Origin of the sequence: Dolichospermum sp. UHCC 0406 (assembly GCF_009712025.1) — a bacterium.
Lineage (GTDB): Bacteria > Cyanobacteriota > Cyanobacteriia > Cyanobacteriales > Nostocaceae > Dolichospermum > Dolichospermum lemmermannii.
On record NZ_VILA01000001.1, the window covers coordinates 164,960 to 191,773 of the forward strand.

General features: G+C 37.5%; 25 protein-coding genes. 11 read left to right on the forward strand and 14 right to left on the reverse strand.

The features are described from left to right. The first annotated feature begins 163 nt into the window (after positions 1-163). Both modA and modB read left to right on the forward strand, forming a co-directional pair. Positions 164-958, forward strand: coding sequence for a molybdate ABC transporter substrate-binding protein (gene modA, locus FJR09_RS00780; RefSeq protein WP_168653449.1), 795 nt, complete (start codon positions 164-166; stop codon positions 956-958). A gap of 171 nt (positions 959-1,129) precedes the next feature. Continuing rightward, positions 1,130-2,926: a molybdate ABC transporter permease subunit gene (gene modB, locus FJR09_RS00785; RefSeq protein ID WP_168651448.1), complete on the forward strand. Its 1,797-nt coding sequence runs from the start codon at positions 1,130-1,132 to the stop codon at positions 2,924-2,926. Positions 2,927-3,184: 258 nt separating this feature from the next. On the opposite strand, the gene FJR09_RS00790 is transcribed toward modB, so the two are convergent. From FJR09_RS00790 to FJR09_RS00815, 6 genes are all read right to left on the reverse strand, one after another. Next, a complete protein-coding gene (locus FJR09_RS00790) occupies positions 3,185-3,808 on the reverse strand; it encodes a 4Fe-4S single cluster domain-containing protein (protein WP_168651449.1) in 624 nt (207 codons plus the stop codon). Positions 3,809-3,937: 129 nt separating this feature from the next. Beyond that, entirely contained in the window at positions 3,938-4,456 is a 519-nt protein-coding gene (locus tag FJR09_RS00795; RefSeq protein WP_168653445.1) for a hypothetical protein, read from the reverse strand. Positions 4,457-5,260: 804 nt separating this feature from the next. Beyond that, the gene (locus tag FJR09_RS00800; RefSeq protein WP_015080170.1) at positions 5,261-5,650 is read right to left on the reverse strand and encodes a type II toxin-antitoxin system VapC family toxin; all 390 of its coding nucleotides are present in this window, start codon (positions 5,648-5,650) and stop codon (positions 5,261-5,263) included. Next, entirely contained in the window at positions 5,647-5,889 is a 243-nt protein-coding gene (locus tag FJR09_RS00805; protein WP_015080171.1) for a hypothetical protein, read from the reverse strand. Before FJR09_RS00805 ends, FJR09_RS00800 begins: the two co-directional genes overlap by 4 nt. Before the next feature lie 56 nt (positions 5,890-5,945). Further along, the gene (locus FJR09_RS00810; protein ID WP_015080172.1) at positions 5,946-6,755 is read right to left on the reverse strand and encodes a pentapeptide repeat-containing protein; all 810 of its coding nucleotides are present in this window, start codon (positions 6,753-6,755) and stop codon (positions 5,946-5,948) included. Positions 6,756-6,766: 11 nt separating this feature from the next. Beyond that, positions 6,767-7,408 (reverse strand): microcompartments protein, encoded by a 642-nt coding sequence (locus FJR09_RS00815; RefSeq protein ID WP_015080173.1) that lies wholly within the window; start codon positions 7,406-7,408, stop codon positions 6,767-6,769. An 18-nt stretch (positions 7,409-7,426) separates the two neighbouring features. On the opposite strand from FJR09_RS00815, the gene FJR09_RS24510 reads away from it, so the two are divergent. Continuing rightward, positions 7,427-7,591, forward strand: coding sequence for a hypothetical protein (locus FJR09_RS24510; protein WP_158310524.1), 165 nt, complete (start codon positions 7,427-7,429; stop codon positions 7,589-7,591). A 4-nt stretch (positions 7,592-7,595) separates the two neighbouring features. Here FJR09_RS24510 and FJR09_RS00820 read toward each other — a convergent pair whose 3' ends face one another. Both FJR09_RS00820 and FJR09_RS25680 read right to left on the reverse strand, forming a co-directional pair. Beyond that, positions 7,596-8,312: a DapH/DapD/GlmU-related protein gene (locus tag FJR09_RS00820; RefSeq protein WP_015080174.1), complete on the reverse strand. Its 717-nt coding sequence runs from the start codon at positions 8,310-8,312 to the stop codon at positions 7,596-7,598. A gap of 581 nt (positions 8,313-8,893) precedes the next feature. Next, entirely contained in the window at positions 8,894-9,025 is a 132-nt protein-coding gene (locus tag FJR09_RS25680; RefSeq protein WP_015080175.1) for a hypothetical protein, read from the reverse strand. 419 nt (positions 9,026-9,444) lie between these two features. Here FJR09_RS25680 and FJR09_RS00825 point away from each other — a divergent pair, with 419 nt between their 5' ends. The 3 genes from FJR09_RS00825 (at position 9,445) to FJR09_RS00835 (ending at position 13,338) form a co-directional block, all read left to right on the forward strand. After that, positions 9,445-11,163 (forward strand): diflavin flavoprotein, encoded by a 1,719-nt coding sequence (locus FJR09_RS00825; protein WP_168653448.1) that lies wholly within the window; start codon positions 9,445-9,447, stop codon positions 11,161-11,163. Positions 11,164-11,367: 204 nt separating this feature from the next. Continuing rightward, the gene (locus tag FJR09_RS00830; protein ID WP_015080177.1) at positions 11,368-13,080 is read left to right on the forward strand and encodes a diflavin flavoprotein; all 1,713 of its coding nucleotides are present in this window, start codon (positions 11,368-11,370) and stop codon (positions 13,078-13,080) included. Positions 13,081-13,185: 105 nt separating this feature from the next. Beyond that, a complete protein-coding gene (locus tag FJR09_RS00835) occupies positions 13,186-13,338 on the forward strand; it encodes a hypothetical protein (protein ID WP_168651451.1) in 153 nt (50 codons plus the stop codon). On the opposite strand, the gene FJR09_RS00840 is transcribed toward FJR09_RS00835, so the two are convergent. Continuing rightward, the gene (locus FJR09_RS00840) at positions 13,315-14,553 is read right to left on the reverse strand and encodes a DUF445 family protein (protein WP_168653447.1); all 1,239 of its coding nucleotides are present in this window, start codon (positions 14,551-14,553) and stop codon (positions 13,315-13,317) included. The genes FJR09_RS00835 and FJR09_RS00840 overlap by 24 nt on opposite strands. A gap of 54 nt (positions 14,554-14,607) precedes the next feature. After that, positions 14,608-15,297: a bifunctional demethylmenaquinone methyltransferase/2-methoxy-6-polyprenyl-1,4-benzoquinol methylase UbiE gene (gene ubiE / locus FJR09_RS00845; RefSeq protein WP_168653444.1), complete on the reverse strand. Its 690-nt coding sequence runs from the start codon at positions 15,295-15,297 to the stop codon at positions 14,608-14,610. Positions 15,298-15,499: 202 nt separating this feature from the next. Between ubiE and FJR09_RS00850 the strand changes: the two genes are divergently transcribed. Beyond that, a complete protein-coding gene (locus FJR09_RS00850; protein WP_168653443.1) occupies positions 15,500-16,585 on the forward strand; it encodes a RuBisCO accumulation factor 1 in 1,086 nt (361 codons plus the stop codon). A 619-nt stretch (positions 16,586-17,204) separates the two neighbouring features. On the opposite strand, the gene FJR09_RS00855 is transcribed toward FJR09_RS00850, so the two are convergent. Continuing rightward, complete coding sequence (locus FJR09_RS00855) at positions 17,205-18,659, reverse strand: hypothetical protein (protein ID WP_168653442.1); 1,455 nt, start codon at positions 18,657-18,659, stop codon at positions 17,205-17,207. Between the two features lie 246 nt (positions 18,660-18,905). Between FJR09_RS00855 and FJR09_RS00860 the strand changes: the two genes are divergently transcribed. Next, positions 18,906-19,127 carry a hypothetical protein gene (locus FJR09_RS00860; RefSeq protein WP_168653441.1) on the forward strand — a complete coding sequence of 74 codons (222 nt, stop codon included), beginning with the start codon at positions 18,906-18,908 and terminating at the stop codon, positions 19,125-19,127. A 145-nt stretch (positions 19,128-19,272) separates the two neighbouring features. On the opposite strand, the gene FJR09_RS00865 is transcribed toward FJR09_RS00860, so the two are convergent. Next, complete coding sequence (locus tag FJR09_RS00865; protein WP_168653440.1) at positions 19,273-19,995, reverse strand: Uma2 family endonuclease; 723 nt, start codon at positions 19,993-19,995, stop codon at positions 19,273-19,275. Between the two features lie 148 nt (positions 19,996-20,143). Between FJR09_RS00865 and FJR09_RS00870 the strand changes: the two genes are divergently transcribed. Next, complete coding sequence (locus tag FJR09_RS00870) at positions 20,144-22,423, forward strand: ATP-dependent helicase (protein WP_168653439.1); 2,280 nt, start codon at positions 20,144-20,146, stop codon at positions 22,421-22,423. Between the two features lie 36 nt (positions 22,424-22,459). Here FJR09_RS00870 and mutL read toward each other — a convergent pair whose 3' ends face one another. Next, positions 22,460-24,127: a DNA mismatch repair endonuclease MutL gene (gene mutL / locus FJR09_RS00875; protein ID WP_168653438.1), complete on the reverse strand. Its 1,668-nt coding sequence runs from the start codon at positions 24,125-24,127 to the stop codon at positions 22,460-22,462. Between the two features lie 178 nt (positions 24,128-24,305). Here mutL and FJR09_RS00880 point away from each other — a divergent pair, with 178 nt between their 5' ends. Then, positions 24,306-24,641: a rhodanese-like domain-containing protein gene (locus FJR09_RS00880; RefSeq protein ID WP_015080187.1), complete on the forward strand. Its 336-nt coding sequence runs from the start codon at positions 24,306-24,308 to the stop codon at positions 24,639-24,641. 317 nt (positions 24,642-24,958) lie between these two features. On the opposite strand, the gene FJR09_RS00890 is transcribed toward FJR09_RS00880, so the two are convergent. Beyond that, complete coding sequence (locus tag FJR09_RS00890; RefSeq protein ID WP_015080188.1) at positions 24,959-25,969, reverse strand: adenosine deaminase; 1,011 nt, start codon at positions 25,967-25,969, stop codon at positions 24,959-24,961. A 225-nt stretch (positions 25,970-26,194) separates the two neighbouring features. Here FJR09_RS00890 and FJR09_RS00895 point away from each other — a divergent pair, with 225 nt between their 5' ends. Beyond that, entirely contained in the window at positions 26,195-26,653 is a 459-nt protein-coding gene (locus FJR09_RS00895; protein ID WP_015080189.1) for a pentapeptide repeat-containing protein, read from the forward strand. Positions 26,654-26,814: the final 161 nt, after the last annotated feature.

Sequence of the window (26,814 nt, forward strand, 5' to 3'; positions counted from 1 at the left end):
GAAAAAGTAGCTTAGGACACAATATATGAGATTAATGATCTTCACAAATTGATTTTTTTAGGAAATATTTACCAATATAACTGGTAAATATTATGATAATCTTGGTAAAAGTATACTGAGTGTCAATTCCATGAATAAAAATTTCTCTCAGTCCAGTTTGCCAATCAAAAGAAGAAAGCTACTAGTTTTAATAGCGACAGCATTAGCTACTTTACTACTGGTTATGGGCTTACCAATCCTGACTTCTTCTCCTGTATCAGCACAATCTAATAACAACTTACTCATATCCGCCGCTGCTAGTTTAAAAGAGGCACTGGAAGAAATTAAACCTCTTTACCAACAAAGTAAACCAAACGTCAACATTAATTATAACTTTGGTAGTTCCGGTGCATTACAGCAACAAATCGAACAAGGTGCGCCGGCGGATATTTTTATATCTGCGGCTAAAAAACAAGTAGATGCTTTAGAACAAAAAGGACTTTTAGTTCCAGGGACTCGGAATATAATTGCTAAAAATCGGTTAGTTTTGGTAGTACCTAAAAATGCTGTTGGTATCACCAGTTTCTACAGTCTTAAAGATGCGAAAGTTAAAAAAGTCGCTATTGGTGAACCGAGAAGTGTACCCGCAGGACAATACGCACAACAAGTATTAGAAAAGTTGAAAATTTGGTCAGAAATTAAATCAAAACTGGTTTTTGCTAATAACGTGCGTCAAGTTTTAGCATCTGTAGAAAGTGGCAATGCTGATGCAGGTTTAGTTTATATAACTGATGCCAAAATCTCTGATAAGGTCAAAGTTGTAGTTACGGCAGATGAAAAATACCACTCTCCCATTATTTATCCATTAGCAGTTGTTAAACGTAGCAAAAATGTTGATGCTGCTAAAGAATTCTCTCAATTTTTATCTAGCAATCAAGCTAAAACTGTATTTAAGAAATATGGGTTTATTTTGCCTTAATCATAGGTGAAATTTCAGATTCCCGACTTCTGACAAGCAATGAAAAGTAAAATCGCCCAAACCCTCTTCACTCTTGCCTCTGGTTACTGAGCGAAGTCGAAGTATTGCCTCAAGCCTAGTGCCATAAGGACGATTTTCAATGCTAACCTACTTAGTCAAACCTTAAAAACTATGCCACAGGATTTGTCACCGCTTTGGATATCTCTCAAAACTGCTTTACTAGCAACGTTTATTACTTTCTTTTTGGGTATATCTGCTGCTTATTGGATGTTGGGATATCGCGGTAAAGCCAAATCTTTAATTGAGGGGATATTTGTTGCACCGTTGATTCTACCACCTACTGTGGTGGGATTTTTACTGCTGCTATTTTTTGGTAAAAATGGTCCGGTTGGTAAACTGCTAGAACCGTTTGATACCACAATTGTATTTACTTGGTATGGTGCAGCGATCGCTGCTACAATAGTTTCCTTCCCATTGATGTATAAAACTGCACTGGGAGCTTTTAGCCAAATTGATGCCAATCTGCTGCGAGTAGCGAGAACGTTGGGTGCGAAAGAATTCACAATTTTTTGGCGGATTAGTTTACCCCTAGCATTTCCTGGGATTTTAGCTGCCACTACCTTAGCATTTGCGCGGGCTTTGGGTGAATTTGGGGCAACTTTGATGTTAGCAGGTAATATCCCTGGACAAACTCAAACAATGCCAATGGCAATATATTTTGCTGTGGAAGCGGGGGCAATGAATGAAGCTTGGTTTTGGTCAATTGTAATTATGATTGTTTCTCTTTCAGGAATTATTATAGCTAATTTATGGCAAGAATTTCCAGCTAAACGCAAACTCACAAAAGTACCAATAAAGCAAATAAAATTAGCAAGTAAATCTGATTCTTTATTAATTGATTCCTATACATCTAGTTTAGTTTTAGATATTCAAAAAAGACTAGACAACTTTTATCTACAAGTTGCCTTTAATACTGACAATCAACCATTAGGATTATTGGGAAGTTCCGGGGCAGGAAAAAGTATGATTTTGCGTTGTCTAGCGGGGATAGAAACACCGAATAAAGGACGAATAATTTTAAATGGTAGAGTATTATTTGACTCAGAAAAGAACATTAATATTCCTATTCATCAACGACAGATTGGTTTTTTATTCCAAAACTATGCCTTATTTCCACATCTGACTGTGGCGCAAAATATCACTTTTGGTTTACCGAAATATCTAAATGCTAAAGAAGAGGTAGAAAAGCAATTAATAGCCATGCAATTACAAGGATTTGGCGATCGCTATCCGCACCAACTTTCCGGGGGACAACAACAACGGGTAGCATTAGCTAGGGCTTTAGCCAGCAAACCAGAAGCATTACTTTTAGATGAACCATTTTCTGCCCTGGATACACATTTACGCAGTCAATTAGAACAACAAGTTGCAGAAATTCTGGATGATTATTCTGGAGTAACTTTGTTTGTGACTCATAATATGGAAGAGGCTTATCGCCTATGTCCCAATTTGTTAGTATTAGAACAAGGAAAAGCCGCTCATTATGGTTCTAAATATGAGATATTTCAACATCCTGCTAGTGTAAATGTTGCTCAAATTACTGGTTGTAAAAACTTTTCTCGTGCTAATATTTTATCACCTCAACAGATAGAAGCAATTGATTGGGGTTGTACTCTGGAAGTTAGAGAAAAAATTCCTGCAAAATTATCTCATGTTGGTATTCGCGCTCACCATTTGATTTTCACTAAAGATCCTCAACAAGTAAATACATTTCCCTGTTATTTAGTTCGTACCAGTGAAACACCTCATAGAATGACAGTATTCCTTAAACTTAATTCTGTGGGAAATCATCCCCATGATTATCATTTACAAGGAGAAATTTATAAAGAAAAATGGGTAAATATTCAAGATCAACCTTTTCCTTGGTATGTACATTTAGATCCTTTGAGGTTACTGTTAATGGAGTAAATAATATGTAGGGGTTTAGCAATGCTCATTGGTGTCAACTTAACGTAAAACCCATAACCCAACTGGGAATGATAGCGCAGCGTGGCGTAAGCCATATTCCCAGTCTAATAGCGCAAGTCATCTAAAGATGACTGAATACTAGGAAAATTTATTAGTCCGTTTTAACGGACTTGAGCTATTAGACAGGGAATTTATTCCCTGGCGGGTGTGAAAGCCAATAGATAAGCCACCAATGAAGCTCTTGCTTTACCCCTACTCTTAACTTAATTCCAATAAACCTTGATAACCTGTGACAATACGATTTCCATCTTTGAGAATGTGAACTTCAATTTGATCACTAGCCCAAGTAATTTTATCTGCAAATTCTGGGTTAAAGATATTTACATTTTGATTACTAGAAGAAACGGGAGAATCAGGAGAATTAACTGCTAGAGATTTGACAAAAGGACCATCAATTAAAATATCTAATTCTGCTAACAATTCTTTTGCACCTGGAGGGGCAGAATTAGATTGTAATTGTTGAAGAGTGAAACCAGTAAAAGACATGACATTTAAACCCGCTGCTTTTAACTTTTTCGCTAGAATTGTTAATGCAGGTGCTTGCCAAAATGGTTCACCACCGGAAAAAGTTACACCCGTATTATGGGGATTTTTGAGAATACTTTCAGCTAGGGTATCAATAGCCACTAAATCATTAATCTCAAATGCCCAGGAGTCGGGATTAAAGCAACCAGAACACTCACGGTTACAGCCTTGTACCCAGACCACAGCCCGACAACCAGGGCCATTAACTTCTGATTGGTCAACATAACCCATAATGTTAAGATAACCGGGGGGAATGTCCGCGAGTCCTAGAGATGGGTTCATGGGCTTGGTTTCCATCTTTTGTCAACTCCTTTTCAACTTTTCCTATTACTTGCTAATATAGCGAGACTCTGAAAAAGTGTGGAGAAAGAAATTATAAGCTTTTTTAAAGATTGATTATTTTGTGTAATCAACCTTTAAGTTATCTTAAGATTTTGCCCAGGAGGGAGTGGATGAACGCGCAGCAGAGATAGCATGAAAGAATGCAAATAGTCTGTGGCTGGCTTGACCATAATCCTGACATTTTTGGAGATCGAAAGACCGTAATTCTTTTTCTATGACGTTTTCGACATTAGCAGCTAAATTTAACCTCCCTTCATTGAGATAACATTCAGTTAAAAATAGCAATTTCTCAATATTAATTTCATTGGTTTCCCATTGAATCTCGACAGGAAACTCATAATTTTTTTCTAATGTTCCCCCATGGTAAACATTTTCCATGAGTTTATTGCTGATAATATATTTAACTTTATGGGTGTTAGCCAATTCTAGCAAATCATCAGCAGTTGGCTTCAATCCCAGACGACGACGGAACACAGAATCAATAATTTCATACTTGCTATTGTCTGGAAATACTGTGACAACCACAGCCGCAATTCCTTCAATATTTCCATAACATCCGATGATGTTTTTACTTTCTTCACCGTGAATAAATAAGATATCCATAATATGCACCAACTAAATTAATAACAGGGAATTGAGTTGATAAAATTCTCTTAGATCAGAGTGAGAATGCAAAACTCAATACCGATAATCTACCAGACTTTTTCCAAAAATTGCAGCTTTGTTCAAAAAAAAAGAGCCTTTTTATAAATAGGTTAATTTTAGATTAATTACAAACTAAAATCTATTTCTCTAGATAGATGAAAGGGCAGATTTTATTTTGTTTAATCAAGTGTTGCTCAAGTCAGTCAGATCCCCGACTTCTTTAAGAAGTCGGGGATCTTATTGTTCATAATCTTAACCTGAATAAGAAATATTATTAAGATATCGTTCCGCACCTGCACCTAAAACCCAGCGAATAGTTGTAAAAAACCGAGGACAATTACCTGTACCATTACCAAAATATTCTGCTGCAACTTTCTCTTCTAAATCATTTATATCAATTGTTTCATCATCAAGTTCTTCATTGATTTCGTCAATTATAGCTAATCGTTGATCTTTTAATCTTGTAACATTAAGTCCAAGGTGATCAATAGTAAAATGAATATTTTCAATAGGAATACCAGCTTTTAAACAAGCGATTTCATCAGGTTTAATTTCACCAGTTAAACTACTGAATTGAAATAAACATAATGTTGGTAAATTCAGAGGATTTAATAACTTACCATCAGGGATAAAACCATCTTTTTTGTGACCACAACAACGGGAATACTTGAGTAATTTTGAATTTTGCTCATGATCATCTTTCCTCGTTTGCTCGTTCTCACACTCTGTATAAGAATGAATTATTGAAGACGCTGCTTTTTTTTATTTTAGTGTTTGTACTTGGGGATAATTAAGAATTTTGGCATCAGCGGTTAATAAATTGCAATTATAATACCTAGCAGTAGCAACAATCATTTGATCAAATGGATCACTATGAAAACCATTTAATTTAGTTGAATCGACTATTATGGGCAAATTTAAATTTAATAATTGCACTCCTGGATAAGTTAATGCTAATTCTAACCATTCATTAATAGCTAATGGTAAAATTAAGCGCTTTTTTTCCACTAATTTTGCTATCTCCCAACAAGAAAGAATACTAATTCCTAAATCATCTTGTTGATAATTTTCTAGCCATTGTCTATGTTGTGCTGTCAATCTTGCATCATTTTGTACCCACCAAACCCAAATATGTGTATCAAGTATAATCATTGTAAAAACTCCCAATCTTCTAAAGCTACAGGTTCAGTAGGATCATCATAGCGGTAAGGCTGAGTATTCTGTAAAGGATAAAGATTGGTATTTTGTGTTTCTAGAGATTTAATTTGATGTTGTGCGGTTTGAGGTTGTAAAATAATCACTTCCACAACATCACCAGCATGGAAAGGCAAACCTTTTAATACCAAAGTTCCATCTTCAGTTAAAGCAGTTTCGATTTTATGAGCATTCATATTATCAATTTGGTGTGTTACAGTTGATTTTATTTTAACATATTACCTCGTTACCGTTAATTGCATTTCTTTGGTGTTAATAATTCTAACTTATTCTCTAAAATCGTCCCTTTCAAATTTGCACCCTGAAAATTTGCCCCCCTAATAGTTGCACCTTTTAAATTTGCTCCTGCTAAATTTGCACCTTTCAAATTAGCCCAACTTAAATCAGCTTCCGTTAAATTGGCTTCCGTCAAATTAGCTTTAGATAAAAATGCGTTTCCTAAATGAGCTTTGGTTAAATTAGCCTTATGTAAGTTAGCTTGATAAAGTTGAGCAGTCATTAATTCTGCTTCATATAAATTTGCTTCACTCAAATTAGCAGTAATTAAATTAGCTGCCATTAAAGTTGCAAAACCTAGATTACTACGAATAAGTTGGGACGCTGATAAATCAGCACCTTTTAAATTAGCATTTTGCAAATCTGTACCAATTAAATTTGCATCATTAATCATAGCATTTTCTAGATTTGCACCACTTAAATCAGCACCAATAAAGTTTCCAAAACTTAAATCAGCCTGTATCAAGATTGCACCACTCAAATTAGCAATACTCAAGTTAGCTTTACTTAAATTAGCTTCAATTAATTTAGCTTGGTAAAAAATAGCATTACTGAGATTAGCATGACTAAAATTAGTTCGCACTAATAAAGCGTGAGCTAAATTTACTTTATTCAAATTTACTCCTTGAAGATTTGCCCCCCGCAGGTTTTCTCCTAGTAGATTTGCACAGCTAAGATCAATTTCAATGTGGGGATTTTTGTTTCTCCATTCTATCCAAGTAACTGCACCTGATCGTAATAAATTGAGATGTTGTTGATTTGCCATTTTTTACTCCTTTACTCGTTCCGCTTACCTTGAGGATTTTCTCTTCCTGGTGAATTTTCAATTGCTGCTAAAGCGCCCGCTGCTCCTGCTAAAATATCCTGTTCTGAGCCACCTAAATAAAGTCGGCCAAAACTACCTACAGCTTGAACTTCCAGAATATTAATTTGCGCGGCTTTTTCTGCTTCATTGGCTGCTAATGCAGCATAAGCCGCTGGTTCAACTTCTAATACATAAAGGGTTTGTCCTGCTAATAGCAGTTGTCCCCGACGGGTACGGTTAATTAGTTGGGTTTGATAAGCGTCAATATTACGGATAATCTGACTAGAAACTACACGAGGTTTGAGACATTCCTCTTTTTTCACACCTAGAAACGCCAAAATTGCATCTCCAGCGGCTCGCGTTTCCCCTTGAGAGCCGGAATGCACTTCTAATAGTCCATATAGCCGTTCTACTACTTGCACTCCAGGACGAACAGAAGCAGATTTTAGGGCTACGTCCGTAATCTTGTTTATTTCGATACCAGGGGAAATTTCAATCCATAGGGATGTATCCCCCGGTAATGGTAAGAAACCCTGGGCTACTGTTCCCATGTATGCGGCGTGTTGAGGTTGTAGATTGTCTAGAAATACGAAGCTGCGTAATTCTATACCCAAGGTCTTAATTCTCCAGTTATGATGGTAGATTTAGATCCCCGACTTCTCGAAGAAGTCGGGGATCTGCAATATATGAGTTTACCGTTAAAGTGGACTGATTTGGTAATTGGTGTGCCTACCCGCTTTACCCAAGTGCCTAATGCTAGAATAAAAAACAGCCAATTACCCAGACGAATCTTGTAAAAACCTAGCTTGAAGTTAATAGAGAGGAGTCTGTAAATTTAACAAGTTTTTTACCGTCTCGGCTTTTAATTACTCGTGCTGGTACGCCCACAGCTACGGAAAATGGGGGAATATCTTTAGTGACAACAGCACCAGCACCTATCACACTACCTCTACCGATAGTGACACCATCCAAAACTTTCACTCCATCTCCTAGCCAACAGTCATCCTCAATCACGATTCCTTGACTAGTAATGCCTTGGTATTTGATTAGCTGTGTTGGATCTGTAAAGTTGTGATTATTAGCATATATCCCAGTATGGGCTGCAATTAAACAATGCTTGCCAATTGTAATATTTCCGGGGCCAGCAATACAAGCACTAGGTCCAATAAAAGTATCTTCACCAATGTGAATCCGAGTATTATCTAACGCCCCAATCACCACATTATGCTCAATCACAACTCCATTTTCTAGCTGAATTCTATTATTTTTATGTCCTCTTCCATCTATACGAACTCCTTTGAAAATATAAGTTCCATTCCCAATTTCAATAGCATCAGCACCTAGAAATTCAACGCCATCTTGAAGATAAACTGAGCTACCTATGCGCGAAAAAATAGCGTGATATAGAAAATTGCGTAACTTTACACCACCAAAAATTGTGGGGATATCACCAAGAAAAGTAGTTAAAAGAAGTTCTTGGAATCTTTTCAATCTTGAGAAATGTTGCCCGTGATTCATGACTTTATTGCTGCCAACTAAATTGTGATATTGGAGATTTGTGGAATTATGAACTGCTCAAATAAAGACATCCCGTATTTGAATCTTGCCGTGTACCATATATATTTCTATGTCTGCATTTTGAGTAAACAGATCAATAGAAAATAATATGGCTAATATGAAGTTTTCCAAATATTTGAAAAACCCAACGCAAGTTTTTAAGGCTAAAAGCTATTAAATACAGGTATTATTTAATTGTTAGACATAATTCTAGAATTACAGCAGTTTGCAACTGTCTGCATTCGTTATATATGTACTACTCGGAAATTAAGGCAATACTTTTTATATTTAGAAATAATAATAAATACTGAATTTTCATGCTTTAAGGCAACATCAAATTTCTAACTATTGCTGCATATAAGTTAGTAATTTGACAAACCATTATAAGTCAGATATTCAATTACCAAATATCAAAGTATTTATTTCAATTCAATTACATCTATTTATGCTACGCTGAAATAGGCGTGAAATTTCTTCACTACCATCCAGATGTAATTGTTGAATTATTCATTAAATTTCCCAGTAAGTACAATCACTTCAAATCAAGGGGGAGTGTCTCCAACTTCCGCCATCACATTAAAATTAATCATCGGAGCAAACAAATAAATACTTCCCCGATTACTATAACGGCTTACTTGCAGCCAATTTTTAGAATCTGCCGCTGTTGTAATCATAGTATGCCAATAAAATTTACTTATGCACTCTTCCTATAAAACGCCTTGATAGTGACATAAATAATGTCCTTCTACTATCCTAAAAGAAAGTTGCAAAATAAATATAAAGTAATAATAAAGTTTAAACATAAATTATGAAGATTTAAAAGTAAACTTAGTTTTATGATTAGTATGGTTACAGCCAGGATACTCTATCAATAAGACATGAGTATAAATAATAATTACGAAAAATAGGGTATTGATTATTGCTGTAGTTTGTGATTTATTAGCCCAATTTAATCTAATTAAAAGTAAAAATTGTATCTATGCTTACAACTTTAATTTTCCGAAATATACTTTTCATTACAGCTTTAAAAGAAAATAATAGCGAGAATAGGGGCAGAAGAAATTATTGTTTATTTATTTACTCTTGTGAAATCATGGTAGCGATATCAGAGAACATTCAGAACCGATTAACTATACAAACTGTAGAAATTGCCCCTAATACCACTGCGATTCGTTCTCTTGACTGGGATCGGGATCGTTTTGATATTGAATTTGGTTTACAAAATGGTACAACCTATAATTCATATTTGATTAGAGGTGAACAAACCGTTTTAATTGATACTTCTCACCAGAAGTTTCGTGATCTTTATTTACAGACTCTCAAGGGTTTAGTTAATCCTAAAACTATTGATTATATAATTGTTAGCCATACTGAACCTGATCATAGTGGCTTGGTAGAAGATATTTTACAGTTAGCTCCCAGAGCCACTGTTTTAGCTTCTAAAGTAGCTTTGCAATTTTTAGAAGGTTTGGTACATGAGCCTTTTTCTAAGCGAATTGTCAAAAGTGGCGATCGCATAAAAATTGGCAAAGATCATGAAATGGAATTTGTCAGCGCTCCCAATTTACACTGGCCAGATACTATTTTTAGCTTTGATCGCCAAACCCAAGTTCTCTACACTTGTGATGCGTTTGGGATGCACTACTGTGATGATCGCACTTTCGACGAAAATTTAGAAGCAATTGAAGCTGATTTTCGCTTTTATTACGATTGTTTAATGGGTCCTAATGCTCGTTCTTTGCTAAATGCAATGAAGAGAATGGGTGAACTTGGGGAAATTAAAATTATCGCCAATGGACACGGACCATTACTACATCATAACCTGGATATTCTTAGAGAATATTATTACAATTGGAGTCAAAAACAAGCGAAAACAGAAACTACTGTCGGTTTGTTTTATGTCTCTGGTTATGGACATAGCGATCGCATAGGACACGCAATTGGTGATGGTTTACAAAAAGCTGGTGTTGGTGTCGAAGTATTGGATTTAAACACCGCAGAAAGTCAAGAAATTCAAGAATTAGCCGGTCGAGCTTCTGGTTTAATTGTAGGTATGCCTTCTACCAGTGCAATCAAAGCTCAATCTGCAATTAGTTCATTATTAGCAGTTGCTAAAAACAAACAAGTTGTGGGTTTATTCGAGTCCTATGGTGGCGATGATGAACCCATTGATACTCTCAGACGCAAATTTATTGATTTAGGTATTAAGGAAGCTTTCCCGGCTATTCGCATTAAAGAAACCCCCACTGATGCTACCTATAAACAATTTACAGAAGCCGGAAATGGTTTAGGACAATTGTTAGTCCGGGAACGCAATATTAAACAAATCAAATCTCTCGACGTGAACATGGAAAAAGCGTTGGGAAGAATTAGCAATGGCTTATATATTGTCACTGCCAAAAAAGGCGATATTAGCGGCGCAATGATCGCATCTTGGGTAACACAAGCCAGTTTACAGCCTTTAGGTTTTACCATTGCTGTAGCTAAAGATCGCGCTTTAGATAATTTATTGCAAGTAGGCGATCGCTTTGTTCTTAACGTTCTTGAAGAAGGCAATTATCAAGACCTGAAAAAGCATTTTCTCAAACGTTTAAATCCCGGTGCTGATAGATTTGCAGAAGTAAAAACCCAAACTGCTAAAAACGGTTCACCCATTCTTACCGACGCACTCGCATACATGGAATGTGAAGTTGTTAATAGCATGGAATGTAGTGATCACTGGATTTTATACTGCACAGTTGCAGATGGAAAAGTTTCCAAACCAGATGGAATTACCGCAGTCCGTCATCGCAAAGTCGGAAATTACTATTAATTAGTCAGTTGTTAGTTGTCAGTGAATAATTTTCTTTCTTCTTTCTTCTTTCTTCTTTTTTTTCTTTCTCCTGACTCCTGACTCCTGACTCCTCATATTTACCCATCTTTCATAATTATTATGACACTTCCAGATTCATTTTCTAACGCTGTTGAATCCGCTAAAAATTGGGTTTCTCAAGTTTTTTCGACCCAACAAGCATCCATGAGCGATTCCAGACCAAGAGACGTACAAATCCTACCAATTGCTACTAACACAAAGGTGATGAGAGCGCGGAGTAAATCGCGGTTAAGATTTGAAATTGAGTATGCTCTAGAACGGGGAACTACTTCTAATAGCTATTTAATAGAATCCGATAAAACTGCTATTACAGATCCTCCAGCAGAAGGATTTACAGAAATTTATTTGGAAGCATTACAGAAAACAATCAATGTGCAAAAGTTGGATTATGTGATTTTGGGACATTTTAATCCCAACCGTGTCCCAACTTTAAAAGCAATTTTACAATTTGCACCACAAATTACCTTTGTTTGTTCTCTTCCCGCTGCGAATAATTTACGTGCTGCTTTCACCGACCAAGATATCAAAGTTTTAGTCATGCGGGGGAAAGAAACCCTAGATTTAGGTAAAGGTCATGTTTTGAAATTCTTACCTACTCCTAGTCCTCGTTGGCCAGAAGCACTTTGTACTTATGACCAACAAACCCAAATTCTCTTTACAGATAAGCTATTTGGCGCACATATCTGCGGTGAAGAAGTATTTGATGATCATTGGGAAACTTTCAAAGAAGACCAACGTTATTACTTTAATTGCCTCATGGCTCCTCATGCAACTCATGTTGAGTCAACTTTGGAGAAAATTTCCGATTTCCAAGTCAGAATGTATGCTGTTGGTCATGGACCCTTGGTACGCACCAGTTTAATCGAATTAACAAAATTATACAGTGAGTGGAGTCGCTCTCAAAAAGATAGAGAAATATCTGTAGCACTTCTCTATGCCTCTGCCTATGGTAACACTGCCACCTTAGCACAAGCAATGGCTTTAGGATTAACCAAAGGTGGCGTTGCAGTTAAATCTGTGAACTGCGAATTTGCAACCGCTGACGAAATCCGCACTGCATTGGAACAAGCAGATGGTTTTATCATTGGGACTCCCACCATAGGTGGACACGCACCTACTCCTATTCATACCGCTTTAGGAATTGTCCTCTCTACTGGTGATAATACCAAACCTGCGGGAGTATTTGGTTCTTACGGTTGGAGTGGTGAAGCTTTAGACTTGGTAGAATGCAAACTCCGAGACGCTGGTTATCGTTTTGGTTTTGATACCCTAAAAGTCAAGTTTAAACCTGATGAAGTTACTCTCAAATATTGCGAAGAAGTCGGTACAGACTTTGCTCAAAGTTTGCGAAAAGCCAAGAAAGTTCGTGTTCCTCAACAAGCTGCAACCCCCACAGAACAAGCTGTAGGCCGGATTATTGGTTCTGTCTGTGTCATTGCAGCCAAGCAAGGAGAATTTTCTACAGGGATGATGGGTGCTTGGGTATCTCAAGCTACTTTTAATCCACCGGGAATTACGGTAGCGATCGCTAAAGATCGAGCCGTTGAATCTCTATTATATCCTGGTGGTAAATTTGTGCTGAATATCCTCCCTGAAGGTGTTCATCTGGAATACATGAAGCATTTTCGCAAGAGTTTCCAACCTGGAGAAGATAGATTTGCTAACTTCCCCAAAGCCGAAGCGGATAATGGCTGTACCATCTTAACAGAGGCTTGTGCATATCTAGAATGTTTAGTGCAGCAGCGGCTAGAATGCGGTGATCATTGGGTAATATACGCAACCGTAGACAACGGTAAATTACTCAAGCCTGATGCTATGACTGCTATTAACCACCGGAAAACAGGCTCATACTATTAATTAGTAATTGCGATAAATTATAGAGCCGTCTAGGAACATTACCAAGGCGGTTTTTTGTAGTCTTTGAGATTTTAAAATTTGTAAAAGTAAAATGTCAGTTGTCAGTTGTTAGTAGGGGCGAAGCATTGGGAAGATAAATTATCGGTCATTGCCAAAAATAGTTCTCCAAATGCTTCGCCCGTACAGTTGTCAGTTGTTAGTTGTCAGTTGTTAGTAGGAATTCCCAATTCTCAATTACATAGATTGACTCAAAAATAGAAATCCTACTTGCAACAAACCGACAACAAAACCTAAAACACCACCTAAAGTGACAATTGCTTGTAATTCATTTCTGACAATTCCCTCAATAGCATCTTCTAATTCAGCAGGTGAGGTGGCTTTTACTCGTTCCACAATCACTTGATCTATAGATAAAATAGGAATTGCTTGAGCAACAATAATTTCTAAATCTTGAGTTAAATACTTTTCTAAAATTAATGCTAAATCCCGTGCCACAACTTCTAAAGAAGTGTTGACAACGGCTGAACTACTTAACCGATTTAACAAGACAACAGAAATTCTTTCCCAGTCAGCCGATTCTGTTAATTCTTTGAGCAAGTCACTACCACTATTTTGGAGATATTCACGCACACTATCTCTAATCGTTTTTCGCAGTTGACGGACTGTACCAACAGGAAGATTTTGCAAAGATAAATTTTGTAATAATTCCTTAATGCGATCGCGCATTTTTAAATCTTTAATTAATTCTTGCAATCTTTTATTAGTTGCTTCCTTTTCATCTAAACAAAATGTCCGTAACCGAGTCAAAGTATTCTTCAACCCAAACAGATTTGCCACTACCCAATAAGTACCACTGGTTTTTTCGCGAAAACTCTCATCAATGGTGTGAATTGTCCGATCTGTTAAAAAATCAATAATAACTTGTCGTAATCTATCGGGAGGTAAAACTATCTCTAATAACCAATCAGCTAACCGGACAGATTGTTCTTCACTAAGTTGAAACTCTAATAATACCTTATCAAATATTTGGTTAATTTGCGTCTCTAAAAATGTTTCTTGTCGCGCTAAAACCTTCAAAAGACGTGGTAAAGATTCACCCAATAAATCACGTAAAACTCCCGCCAAAATCTTAGTGCTACGAGGGTTTTTATCACCTTTAACTTGATCAACTACCAGACGTAATAACCAGAAAATTCCGCCTTGTAGTCGTTCAGGTTGCAGGAGTCTTCGCGCCAGATTTTGCATTTCCTCTGGAGTCAGTAGCGATTTCATAATCGCATTAGCAATATTTTGTCCTAACCGTTCCTGATTACTAGGAATTAAACCTGGCGTAAACGGGACTTTTTTCCCCAAAACATAAACTGCTTTATAGGGACGGAATAACATTTTTATGGCTATGTCGTTGGTATAATAGCCAATTAATCCACCCAGGATTGGGGGTGAGATATACAATAAAATTCGAGACAAATCCACAGGCTTTTGGATTAGGTAATGGGTAGTGGGTAATAGATAATGGGTAATTACCAATCATCTAATTACTACTAATACTCCCATCATACCGTTAGCAATGGGATAGTGTGTGACATCCACAAAACCAACTTGATGCGCTAATTCTATTTGCTCTTTCCCAGTAGGAAAGCGGTCTAAACTGGGGCTAATATAAGCATATTCGTCTTTTAAGCCGAGATTAGTGGCCATGGGAACTACAAGATTATCTAAATACCATTGTTGCACTGCGCGGAACTGTTGATTGTGGGGACGATGAAAGTCTAAAATCGCGGCTTTAGCTCCTGGTTTGAGAACACGGTATATTTCTTGGAGGCTACTAGAAATATCTTTAACATTTCTTAATCCATAACCCATAGTGGCTGCATCAAAATAATTATCATCAAAAGGTAAATTTAATACATCTGCTTCTACCCAATTAATAGGAGGTAGGGGATAGTAATTTTTGCAGCGCTCTTGAGCAGTATTCAGTAAGTTGGCAGAAAAATCAACTCCGTAAACTTGACCTGTTACCCCTACATGACGTGCTAACCGAAAACTTAAATCACCACTACCGCAGCACAAATCTAAGCCAGTATCACCAGGTTTAGCTGCGCTCCATTTGACTGTCATTTCTTTCCAAATGCGGTGTTGTCCCCAGCTTAACTGATCGTTAAGTTGGTCATAAACAGGAGCAATACGATTAAATATAGCGCGGACTTCGTTACTCATTTGTTGAGGGAGTAGGGAACATTAAGTTTTTTGGCACTTTCAGGGGTTAGGCGTTGACAGCGAACTTGGTTTATATATCTCACTTATTTTTTCTGACTATTTTCATAATTAAAACACACATAATAGAAGAATATAGTTTCCCAACTTTATATTTCTTCGCACTCATCAGACAGTATTAACTTTAAAGACGCACTTTTTAATTATGACCGAAACACAGCCCAATCTTCAAAATCCTGCAGAGGATACAGCACAGACAGCCACAGAATTATTAGTCAAGCTGAGACAAAAACAGGGGACTTGGGTGGAATGGGGACAAGCGATCGCTTACCTGCAAAAAAACGGTTACAATCCCCAAGACATCTTTGAAGCCACTGGATTTGAACCAATTCAACAAAATCAGGTGATTGTTGGTTCTCAGGTTTACAATTCTATGGAAAAATCTGGCTCATCATCGGCAACATTGGCATATTATAGCACCAAGAGTAGTGATGTCTTATATGAATTGCGTGGATTAACCCAAGAAGACCGAGCCACGACTGCGGATTTGACATATCAATACAAACTTGATGCCGATGTAGTCAGGGATATAGCCAAAGCAGTGAAAGATTATTCTTGGTTTCCTAGTTTACCAGAAGGTTTCAGTAAACATCCAGGAGATGCGATCGCTTATCAATCCTGGAAATACGCTAGACAAAAATCTGATTTATCAGAGCGATCGCGCTTAATTGCCAAAGGTTTACGCTTTGTTCACTCCGAAACAGCTAGAAAACAACTAGAACAACTGTTAATGGATTTTAGCGTTGCTCCCAAACTAGCTCCGCCTATTTTGCCATTTTATCGGCTAGAAATTGATGAAGACTTACCCCGGATTTTACCAGTTGTCGGTGAATTGCCACTAACAGCGCAAACATTAAAAGCCGTACCATTTATTACCGAAATTCAACCATTTCGCATCGTTAAATTTGCCGGAGAACAAGCTTGGGTATCTTTACCAGGTTGGAAAGTGCTACTAAATGCCGAAGATCCTGTAGTCGTCATTGGTAAAAGCGATATTTTCCCCAACCCCCATCAAAACAAAGTTGAACCAATTATGATCGTTATAGATCGCGCTCAAAGAGAATGGGATATTTCCAATTACTTTGTGTTTGAAAACGGCGATAGTATTGACTTTCAATGGTTTGAAACTGCACCAGCAATTCCCTTGTTAGGAAAAATGATTGTTTTGGTTCGTCCTAAGAAAGTATTGGATGAAGAATATACCAAAGATGCTTGGCAAATTGACGAGTAAAGTCATCTCAAGATGACTAAATAATTGCAAAGTTTCTTAGTCCGTTTTAACGGACTTGAGCTATGAGACAGGGAATTTATTCCCTGGCGTGTTGTTAATTGTTACTGATGTTATTGTTTAATGATCTAATTTGTCAGAATCAGGATTTACAGGATGTGATTTTCAGTTTTTTCGTGGGGTGGTTACTATTTGTGAGACGGGGAAATTAGCGATCGCATTTTCAAATCTTTGCAATTTCACCCCAACTTCCTTAAAGTCAAGATATACTAAACACGGTTGGAATATGGACTTTTGCGAGATTATCAAAAACCTAGATTTATAGGGGTAAAGCAAGAGCTTCATAGGTGTCAACTTAACGAAAACCCGACAACCCAACTGGGAATGAATTCCCAGTCTGATAGCAAAAGTTGTCTTTTGATGACTAAATAACCATAAAAATTTTTAAATTCTTTAGTAAACTTTAGTTTACTTTGGCTATTAGACCGGAACTTAAGTTCCGGGCGGGTTTGGAAGCTAAACAAATAAGCTATTTGTAGCCTAAGTTGACACCACTAAGCATTGCTAAACCCCTACCTATAGAGTCGAATAATTAAGCCGTTTTGAGTTTACATGATCTAAATTACCAATTTGGATCACGTAAACTCAGGTCATAACGTGAATTTATAGATATTCCCTGTGTGCGATCAAGATATTCTCCACTATAACCAAGCCGCCATAATAAAACTTCATCTATCCATTGAATAGCTTGTTTAATTAAAGGCCAACGCTGTTCATCTGTCATAGTGCCTACTCTGGGATGAACAGCATCATTTCGGACATCAAGAAAAGATTGTATTTTGTCAGGATTGATATCATTAATTAGTCCTATTCGTTCAAGTAAAAGACTCAATCTAATTCCAGTCATGCTTAAATATTTCTCGTCTTCTTTTTGATATTTAGAGGACTTACAATATTCTTTATATTCTGTTTCAACCTCTTTATTTTTCCTGATAGCAAAGAGTAATTTGCACTTAGCTTGTTTAGTCGCATCAGTTTCTTCCTCTACAAGAATGGTATAACTTAACCGCTCAAGAGCAGCACCAGCAGCACTAGCTCTTATTTCCCATGTCATTGGTCGTGTTGCTTGGAAATACTGATTTAACACAAAGTCAAAGGTATCATTCCAAAATGTGTTTTGGATCATGCGTTCAAAAGTAGAAAAACACTTTAAATAACCCGTCAGGTCACTGTTTGATGTGATCCATGAATAACCTAATTGCTCTAAAGGAGTAGTCTGAGATGCCTGAGCGACGGCACAAGACGTAATAACATGATGGAATATATCTTGAGTATATTGTTCACCCTGAACATAAAGAGATCCTAAATATCCCCCATTTGCATAAGACAGAACCCAATTGAGGTTTTTGAGGCGATCTAAAGTATCTTTGAGTGTAATGGTTTGAAGCTCAGAGAAAGTCTCAGGCTCTGTCGCTTTATATTTTGGTTGATAAAGCTGACCAACTGTGGTTATCCGTGTACCTATATTGCGATTTTCTGGCTTGAGCCATTCAAGGGCTTCATTTCGTATTTCCAAGCTGATATTCCAAGTATCATCTATAGGTAAGTCTATACATTTTCCTCCTGTTTTCAATTCTACTTGTTTACCAGTTGCTGTTTCTGTTGTCTGTGTAGTTAACACATTTTGTCCATTACTCATACGTTGAAAGCGAGTATTAGGTAAATAAAATGTAAATATATTAGCTGTCTTGTCAATATCACCATAAAACGCCTGAGCAGTAGAACCTCTCATCGCTCTTACTGGACCAATAACCGTAAAATAGTCCCCGCTACAAAATGGCTCGTCTATGAAAAAAGAATATCCCTTCAAAGGATTTAATGGGTTTAACTGAAAAGCTGCGGAATGTGGTACATTACACTCAACATTACCAATAATTTCAAAATCCCAATTAATACGCGGTGTGGGATATATTTCAAGCTCTGCCAATAGACGACCTTCACAATCGTTTATTTTGCCGATGTTGTTATACAGTTTGACTTTTTCTTTGAGAATTAAATCTTTATCTTGAGGAACCATTTTCAAGTATTGTAAATAACAATAAAATTATTATACAACCTTTCCCACCCTCGGTAAATCCAAAATCGGTGCGATCGCATTTTTAACCCAAAATCCCAATCATATTAAGCTTCCGGTTCAACCTTCAAAGTACGTAACTGCAAAGTCAAGCAATTTGCTGTAGGGATGGTCTGCTATGTCTCTTTTTCCTCGATTAAGTCCTAAATCTATTTAGAGAAAGTCAATTAAATTAAGAGAACCTAGATTATGGTGACATTAGAAGAGGCAATTTTAACTGTTAATCAACTTCCTTTTGAACAAAGAGAAATGTTATTAGAAATTATTAAAAATCAAATGATTGAATCTCGTCGTGAAGAAATTGCTGAAGATGCAAAAAAAGCGATCTCAGCCTTTCACAAAGGAGAGTTAAAACCTCAGTCTATGGAGAGTATTATTGTTGAATTACAAGCAAGTTTAACAGAAGATTAATGAGAGAATTAGTTTTAACGCCTAATATCAAATTTAGTCATCTTTAGATGACTTTTGCTATTAGACTGGGAATGAATTCCCAGTCGGGCTATTTGTTTCTACTTCCATTAAATCCAAAACCGTCACCATTACATTTAATTTAATATTACGCTTCTGGTTCAATTCCCAAAGCCCGTAACTGTGCAGCCAAGCGATTTGCTCTTTCTTCACCAGTTAATAATAAATTACCTTGCAAATCCCACCACCGCAACCAGGGTAATTCTGCATTCTGATATTCACCTTGCCATAAACCTAACTCCACACCCATAGGTGTAATTGAATAATGTCCTCTTTCATTTGCTGACAATAACTGATATTCTCCACCAATTAATTCATAAACTTCTATACTGGCTTTATTCACTTCATAAATGCCGTAAAAAGCGGGTTTAATCACCTGTTCATAAATCCATAATTTACCCTTCCAAGGAGTTTTATCTCGTTCTTCTGCACCATTACCAGAAACAAATTCTAAAGCAACTAATGGCGAAATATGTTCTAACCAACGCACATAAGAACGTCGGATTTTACCATCTAGTAAAGGTGGGACATTGGGTATATAAAACCAGTCTGGAGCTAGTGCGCCAATTTCTGGCGGCTCAGTAATGCGCCAATAAATAGCACTATTTTGACCTATAATATATTGTCGGTCTGGATGATGTTTTTGTAATACTGGGTTGATAGAATCAGTTAGTAGAATACTTTGGGGATGTTCCTGGAAGTTTTTCACAAATGTACCGTCCGACTCTGGGAGTTGAGTATGATCTGGAAGAGAGGTCTCTAAATAAGGGCGTAAGTCTTGATCTTCCTGGATATCAGTTGTAAAAGTCATTATGTCCTCCTGCTGGTGTGAGGTTTATTCTAGTTTAGCAAAATTAAGGTGTAAAGCGATCGCCCAGCGCTCCGTATGATGTAATGAACCTACTCCTCTAATTGAGGATATTAACTTAAATCAAATTACACAGCTTGTATAAAAACTAATGACTAATGACCAATCACCACTGACTAAATTAACAGAGAATATCGCCACCATTCGCGCCCAGCTTCGCCCAGGACAAACACAAATGGCGGATTGGAGAGGGGGAGCATTGGCTGTGTCTGCTGTGCCTGGGGCGGGCAAATCTACGGGGATGGCGGCAGCCGCAGCGATCGCTATTGCTCGTCAATATGAGTATTATTTAAATACGGGCAATAAGGATTATAAACAGTTAATTGTTGTCACCTTTACCCGTTCTGCAACTGCAAATATTAAATTTAAAATTCGGGAAAATTTAAAAAAATTATCTTTACCACAAACAGGATTTGCAGTTTATACTTTGCATGGTTTAGCCTTAATTATCGCTAGTCGTTATCCGAATTTGTCAGGGTTACAGTTAGAAAATGCGACTTTAATCACACCAAATCAAAGTCATAAATTCATTCGCACAGCCGTAGAACAATGGATTACTAATTATCCTGAAATTTATCTGCGCTTACTTGCAGGACAGCAATTTGATGGAGAAGAAACCGAAAAACTCCGTCGTCAGTCAGTGTTAAGAACGGAAGTATTACCAGATTTAGCTTATACGGTGATTCATGAAGCGAAAAGTTCAGGAATATCACCCGCAGATTTATTCAAGTGGAGTGAACAAACTTCAGATAAATATGGAATTTTGAAAGTCGCAGCCGGATTATATGCACAATATCAAAAAATCATGCAGTTGCAAGATTTCATTGATTACGATGATATGATTTTAGGGGCTTTAAAAGTTTTAAAAAATCCTAGTACCTGCCGGATTGAACAAAATAAAGTTTTTGCTGTTTTTGAAGATGAAGCTCAAGATTCTAGTCCCCTACAAACAGATTTATTAGAAATACTCGCTAGTCAAGAATTTGGAGATAACTTAGATAAATCAGCCTTAAATTTAATTAGAGTTGGTGATCCTAATCAAGCGATTAATTCCACTTTTACACCTGCTGACCCGATTTATTTTCGGGAATTTTGTGAAGATTGTCAAACTCAAGATAGACTGGCAGAAATGGATCAAGCTGGTCGTAGTACACAAATAATTATTGATGCGGCTAACTTTGCTTTAGAATGGGTAAATAATCAGGATTTTGCCAAAACTAATCGTAGACAACCACCATTTAGAATTCAGAAAATTCAACCAGTTAATCAAGAAAATGGCAATCCTGAACCGGTGGGACAAGGTTTGGAACTTTATACTCCTAGAGATATTCATCATACAGTTGAATTACTTTCCCAAAGAGCAATTGAACTATTTACAGAAAATCCCCAAGCTTGTGCAGCGATATTAGTGCGAGAAAATCGTCAAGGAAGATGGTTAGCTGCGGCTTTAGAACCAATATGCAAAGAACATAAAATTAAACTTTATGATGTGGGAGAAAAAGAACGCCGTTCTCATGTTCCTCAAGAGATCTTATCATTATTGCAGTTTTGTGAGCGTCCCCATTCTCCCGATTATCTCAAAGCTACTTTAGATGTTCTCGTCGAACGGCAATTAATTCCGACTCAAGATATTAACACTCTAGCTAGTCTACCCGAAGAATTTTTATATCCAAGTCTTTTAAGCGCACCCCAAATAGAAATAGTCCAAAAAGCAGCTCATCTTTGTCGAAGTTTACTTAGGGCTTATTTAGAACTACCATTTTATCAAATAATTTCCTTTTTTGCCTTAACTTTAAAATATGATCAAGCAGAATTGGCTACTGCTGATAAACTTGCAGAACGGGTAAATTTGCAAATTTTTGGGAATAGTTCTATGGGGGCAATGATATTAGCTTTAAGTGAAATTGTCAGTTCCGAAAGATTTGAATCTGTAGAACCAGAAAATGTGGAAGCACAATATACTAAAGCCGGGCAATTAACAATTATTACCATGCACAAAGCCAAAGGGCTAGACTGGGATTATGTATTTTTGCCTTTTCTTCATGAAAATTTAATTCCTGGCAGATTTTGGATTCCCCCCCAAGGACAATTTTTAGGTGATTTTACTTTATCAGAAGTCGTCCGCGCCCAAATTCGTGCGGGACTTCACAAAAAACCTATACCTGATATTCCTCAAGCTTGGGAAGAATCAAAATACCTGAAAATCGCCGAAGAATATCGCTTACTTTATGTTGCCATGACTAGAGCCAAAAAACTTTTATGGATGTCTGCGGCTCAAAAAGCCCCCTTTACCTGGAGTAAACCGGAGAATTTACAAACATCAGCCCCTTGTCCAGTTTTTGCAGCTTTAAAACGGCAATTTCCGCGCTGAAATTGGGACGGGACTAAAATAATACTCTGATAAGCTTCAAATCCCATGACTTTTCCCAATTACCCAATTCCGGCGAAAAAACCGCGCTAATGCCGATTCTTCCAAAGATAAATAAATTGGTCTACCATGAGGACAGGTACGCGGGTTGCGGGTTTGTTGCCAATTATCTAATAAGGTCTGCATTTCTGGTAAACTCATTTTTGTACCATTGCGAATTGCACTCCGACAAGCAACAGCAACTTGAGCAGTTTGTAAATCTCCTCCCCAACTTAACTCTAAAATGGCATCAGCAGCATCTTCTCGTTGTTTTAACATATTAGGGATGTTTCGCACTGCCCAAAGTTTATCACCAAAAGGTTCAATATCTAAACCAATCCGTTGTAATTGGGAAACCTGCGCTGGTGATAATTGATAAATAATAATTGGAGTTTCCACAGGGACTAATTGCCAATTATCACATAATTGTTCATATAATACTCGTTCATGGGCTATATGTTGTTCTACTAACCACATTCCTCCAGAATGTTCAGCCACAATATAAGTATTACTGACTTGAGCAATAGCTTTTAAATAATTTTGATTTTCATTACTTTGGCAATTTTGAGAACTTTGAGAATTGAAATTATATTCACCTTTAGATTCTGCTACTTTTAATAAATTACTAACTCTGGTTGTGTGAACAGATTCTTTTATATTAGTTTCCGAAATCCGCAATGATTTATTAATGGCTTCAGTAATTTGTTCTTGCCAAAAAGGTAGTTCATTCAGATAAATTTCTGTTTTCGCTGGGTTACGATTCCAGTTAATTTGTTCAGGGGAAATAGTTAAATGCAAAAAACAAACAGGATAGCGATCGCGTGGTAATGTTTTATGAAAAGCTGAAAATATTGTCTGTTCTAATTCCGGCGATTTAATCATTCTCCCATTAATTGCCACTTTCACCCAATCAGGACGATGACGATGACATCTATCGGGTAATCCTATCACTAAATGCAAAGACCAATTTTCCCGATTGGGGATTTCTAAATTTACCTCATGTAAATCATCTTGTCGGACTTGGGTGAGAATCTGGGGAATTAGTTTTCCCACAGTTAATGCGGGACAAATCGTAAACCATTCTTTATCATTTTGCCAAACTTGATAATTAACATGAGGATGACATAAAGCTATTTGTTGAATTATCCCTTGTACAGCTTTTAATTGCTGATTTGTCGGAGGTAAACCTTGACGACGGTTTTCACAATTAGCAAATAAATTATTAACTGTTACGACAGTACCAGGAGCGATCGCCGCAAAGTCTACTTCTGTTACTTCTCCTTCATTATTGTAATTAATTCGCCAGCCTTCACTTCCCCCTAAAGGACGACTTAAAACTTCTAAATTTGCCAGAGTTGTTAAACTATGTAAAGCCTCACCCCGAAACCCCAAACTGTTAATCTTCCATAAGTCTGCACTAGAATGAATCTTACTGGTACTATGTGCAGTTGCGGCTTGTTGCAAATCATCCAAATTCATCCCATGACCATTATCAGCCACCCGAACTCGCCACAGTTGCGGCCATAAAGAAACAACAATGCGCGTTGCCCCAGCATCAAGAGAATTTTCCACCAACTCCCTGACAACAGCTACCAAAGAATCAATTACTTCTCCTGCCGTAATTAAATATACAACTTCTGTTGGTAAAGCTTGAATAGTAGATACCATAGGAGGAATTAACAATTAAAAATTAAAAATTAAGTATTTTTTGCATCTAGAGAACATTAGCTTACAATATTATGATTACAAAAGATTAATTTTTAGAATCTGCTGTCATTCTAAAGAAATCCGCATTAAGAAGAGATATTTGGTAGATTTCTGATGATATTAGCCGCAGAAAAAACTTATGAGTATTGATTTAGTTGCTGATGTTAATGACTTAAAGACAAGTCTTCAATGGGGTCAACCTGCTTTTACAATTATTGATGTGCGCGATCGCTCAACATACAATCATAGCCGCATCACAGGAGCGATTTCTATCCCCCTCAATGACTTAGAATCTCGCGCCCAAATATCCCTCTACAGAGAACGCCAAATCTATGTTTATGGCGAAAATGACAGCCAATCAGCCCAAGCTGTGAGAACCTTACAATTCCTCGGTTTTACCACAGTAGCTGAACTGGGCGGTGGCTTATCAGCCTGGAAATCCATTGGTGGTGCTACAGAAGGCGTAGAAGGTTAAAGGAGTAGGGGGAGTTGGGGAGGTAGGGGAGGTAGGGGGAGTTGGGGAGGTAGCGGAGGTAGGGGAAGTAGCGGAGGTAGCGGAGGTAGCGGAGGTAGGGGAAGTAGCGGAGGTAGGGGAGGTAGGGGAGGTAGCGGAGGTAGGGGAGGTAGGGGAGGTAGGGGAAGTAGCGGAGGTAGCGGAGGTAGCGGATAAAAGAATCTTGCCTCCCCCAACTCCCCAACTCCCCCAACTCCCCAACTCCCCAACTCCCCAACTCCCCAACTCCCCAACTCCCCAACTCCCCAACTCCCCAACTCCCCCAACTCCCCTGTTCCCTACTTCAACAACCCAGTTAACAAAGATGCTGGACGTTGACTGTGAGGCCAAGCAAAAGCATGGCGGAAAGCTGCATCTTGACAAGCTTGTAATTGTTGAAAATTAATAATGTCGTAAGTCAAAAGATTTTCATATTCAAACGGGAGACGCATATTATGTAATCCCGCATTATCCGTACAAATAGCGATATCAACTCCCGCTGCAAAACAGCGGTCAAAAACTAACTTGAGTTGGCGAATATCCTGTAAAGTTCCTGTTTTCAAGTAAGTTGTCGGACAAACTTCTAAACATTGTCCTCTTCTGGCAATTTCTGGCAGCAATTCAGGATATAAAAGCGGAATTTGGATACCGTGACCAATTCGCATTAAATAGGGTAACAATTCGGGATAACAACCATCCTTAGTTTCATAAAGATGCCCCGTGGTGTTAATACCCAGTGAATGGGCGTAATTATATAAACTGATCCATTCTGCCATTCTTTGGGCATAATAGCGATCGCCACCAGCCATATCTACCGCACAGACATATTCTCTATTTTGCGCCGCCAAATCAATAATTGCCTTATTTACCTCAAAAGATAAACGGGAGTGCATACAAAGAATTTGACTAGTAACAATGGGATATTCGGGTACATGACTAGATTTACCCACAACATCTACAATCTCCGCCATCTTATCAATTCTTTCACCTTGACTTAAATGTTCAGGAGTTCGCAAATAGGGAGTATAGCGTAATTCCAAATAAGCCAAATTCTCAAAAATATATGCACCGCGTAATAAGCGGTAAATGAAGTAAGGTAAAGTCTCCACCGTTTGCACACTTTCCACAAGGGTATGCAATTCTAGATATTCATCCAAAGTATTACGAGGACGAGTATAAAAATCTTCAAACTCTGCATATTCACCAAAGCGAGAAATCAACTCAGTATTATGACGCTGGAAATATCGCCATAGGACACGAGGGACAACGGAACCACCTAAATGCCGATGTAATTCTGCATATAAAGCCATAGTGGTATTTCACCAGAAAAATTTCATCAATCTTAACAAAAACCACTATAAAAAACTAGGACTTACGAATTGACAAAGTTTACCACTTGTCTATTCCCAATTGCTGATTTATAAAAAGAAATATCAAGCTTGTAGTTTAAATCAACATTTTTTCGCCAATTAGTGAGATAATGAGTTCGTGAGGACAAGAACAGACATAACTATATTGTGAGAGGGGGAAATTGTATGAAACTTCAACTATTAGCCGCTATGGCCTTGATAACTCCCCTGTTTCTAGCTAATTCAGTTCAAGCTGGAAGCCAAAAAGATTTACAGAAACTTTTGTCAACTAGAGAATGTATCCAGTGTAATCTATCAGGACTCAACCTCAGTGGCACTCATCTAATTGGTGCAGACTTGCGAGGCGCAAATCTTCAGGGTGCTAACCTTACAAATGCTAACTTAGAAGGTGCTGACTTGACCGGAGCAAACTTAGCAGGTGCTAACTTAACATCAGCCTTTGTTACCAACGTCAATTTGAAAAAAGCCAATTTAAACGGCGCAAATCTTACCCGCGCCACAGTCAATGATTCCAACGTCTATCAAGCATCAATGGACAATCTTAACATTACCGATGCTGGCATATATAACACAGGGATTGGTATTGGTGGCGAAGATGGAGCTATGTTCCCTGATTGGGATTAATAACAAACCTGCCTGCCCGGAACTTAAGTTCCGGGCTAAAAGCTAAAGTGCGTTAAAACGCACTCTATTTAATTCAAAATAAAAAAATTATCCTATTTATGCTAAAATAGTCGGTTTAAACCGACTTCAGCTTTTAGACAGGGAATTTATTCCCTGGCTGG

Coding starts and splice junctions, on each gene's coding strand:
- modB (WP_168651448.1), top strand. CDS start 1,130: ATGCCACAGGATTTGTCACCGCTTTGGATATCTCTCAAAACTGCTTTA.
- FJR09_RS00790 (WP_168651449.1), bottom strand. CDS start 3,808: ATGGAAACCAAGCCCATGAACCCATCTCTAGGACTCGCGGACATTCCC.
- FJR09_RS00795 (WP_168653445.1), bottom strand. CDS start 4,456: ATGGATATCTTATTTATTCACGGTGAAGAAAGTAAAAACATCATCGGA.
- FJR09_RS00800 (WP_015080170.1), bottom strand. CDS start 5,650: ATGATTATACTTGATACACATATTTGGGTTTGGTGGGTACAAAATGAT.
- FJR09_RS00805 (WP_015080171.1), bottom strand. CDS start 5,889: ATGAATGCTCATAAAATCGAAACTGCTTTAACTGAAGATGGAACTTTG.
- FJR09_RS00810 (WP_015080172.1), bottom strand. CDS start 6,755: ATGGCAAATCAACAACATCTCAATTTATTACGATCAGGTGCAGTTACT.
- FJR09_RS24510 (WP_158310524.1), top strand. CDS start 7,427: ATGATGGTAGATTTAGATCCCCGACTTCTCGAAGAAGTCGGGGATCTG.
- FJR09_RS00820 (WP_015080174.1), bottom strand. CDS start 8,312: ATGAATCACGGGCAACATTTCTCAAGATTGAAAAGATTCCAAGAACTT.
- FJR09_RS25680 (WP_015080175.1), bottom strand. CDS start 9,025: ATGATTACAACAGCGGCAGATTCTAAAAATTGGCTGCAAGTAAGCCGT.
- FJR09_RS00825 (WP_168653448.1), top strand. CDS start 9,445: ATGGTAGCGATATCAGAGAACATTCAGAACCGATTAACTATACAAACT.
- FJR09_RS00830 (WP_015080177.1), top strand. CDS start 11,368: ATGAGCGATTCCAGACCAAGAGACGTACAAATCCTACCAATTGCTACT.
- ubiE (WP_168653444.1), bottom strand. CDS start 15,297: ATGAGTAACGAAGTCCGCGCTATATTTAATCGTATTGCTCCTGTTTAT.
- FJR09_RS00850 (WP_168653443.1), top strand. CDS start 15,500: ATGACCGAAACACAGCCCAATCTTCAAAATCCTGCAGAGGATACAGCA.
- FJR09_RS00855 (WP_168653442.1), bottom strand. CDS start 18,659: ATGGTTCCTCAAGATAAAGATTTAATTCTCAAAGAAAAAGTCAAACTG.
- FJR09_RS00860 (WP_168653441.1), top strand. CDS start 18,906: ATGGTGACATTAGAAGAGGCAATTTTAACTGTTAATCAACTTCCTTTT.
- FJR09_RS00865 (WP_168653440.1), bottom strand. CDS start 19,995: ATGACTTTTACAACTGATATCCAGGAAGATCAAGACTTACGCCCTTAT.
- FJR09_RS00870 (WP_168653439.1), top strand. CDS start 20,144: ATGACTAATGACCAATCACCACTGACTAAATTAACAGAGAATATCGCC.
- mutL (WP_168653438.1), bottom strand. CDS start 24,127: ATGGTATCTACTATTCAAGCTTTACCAACAGAAGTTGTATATTTAATT.
- FJR09_RS00880 (WP_015080187.1), top strand. CDS start 24,306: ATGAGTATTGATTTAGTTGCTGATGTTAATGACTTAAAGACAAGTCTT.
- FJR09_RS00890 (WP_015080188.1), bottom strand. CDS start 25,969: ATGGCTTTATATGCAGAATTACATCGGCATTTAGGTGGTTCCGTTGTC.
- FJR09_RS00895 (WP_015080189.1), top strand. CDS start 26,195: ATGAAACTTCAACTATTAGCCGCTATGGCCTTGATAACTCCCCTGTTT.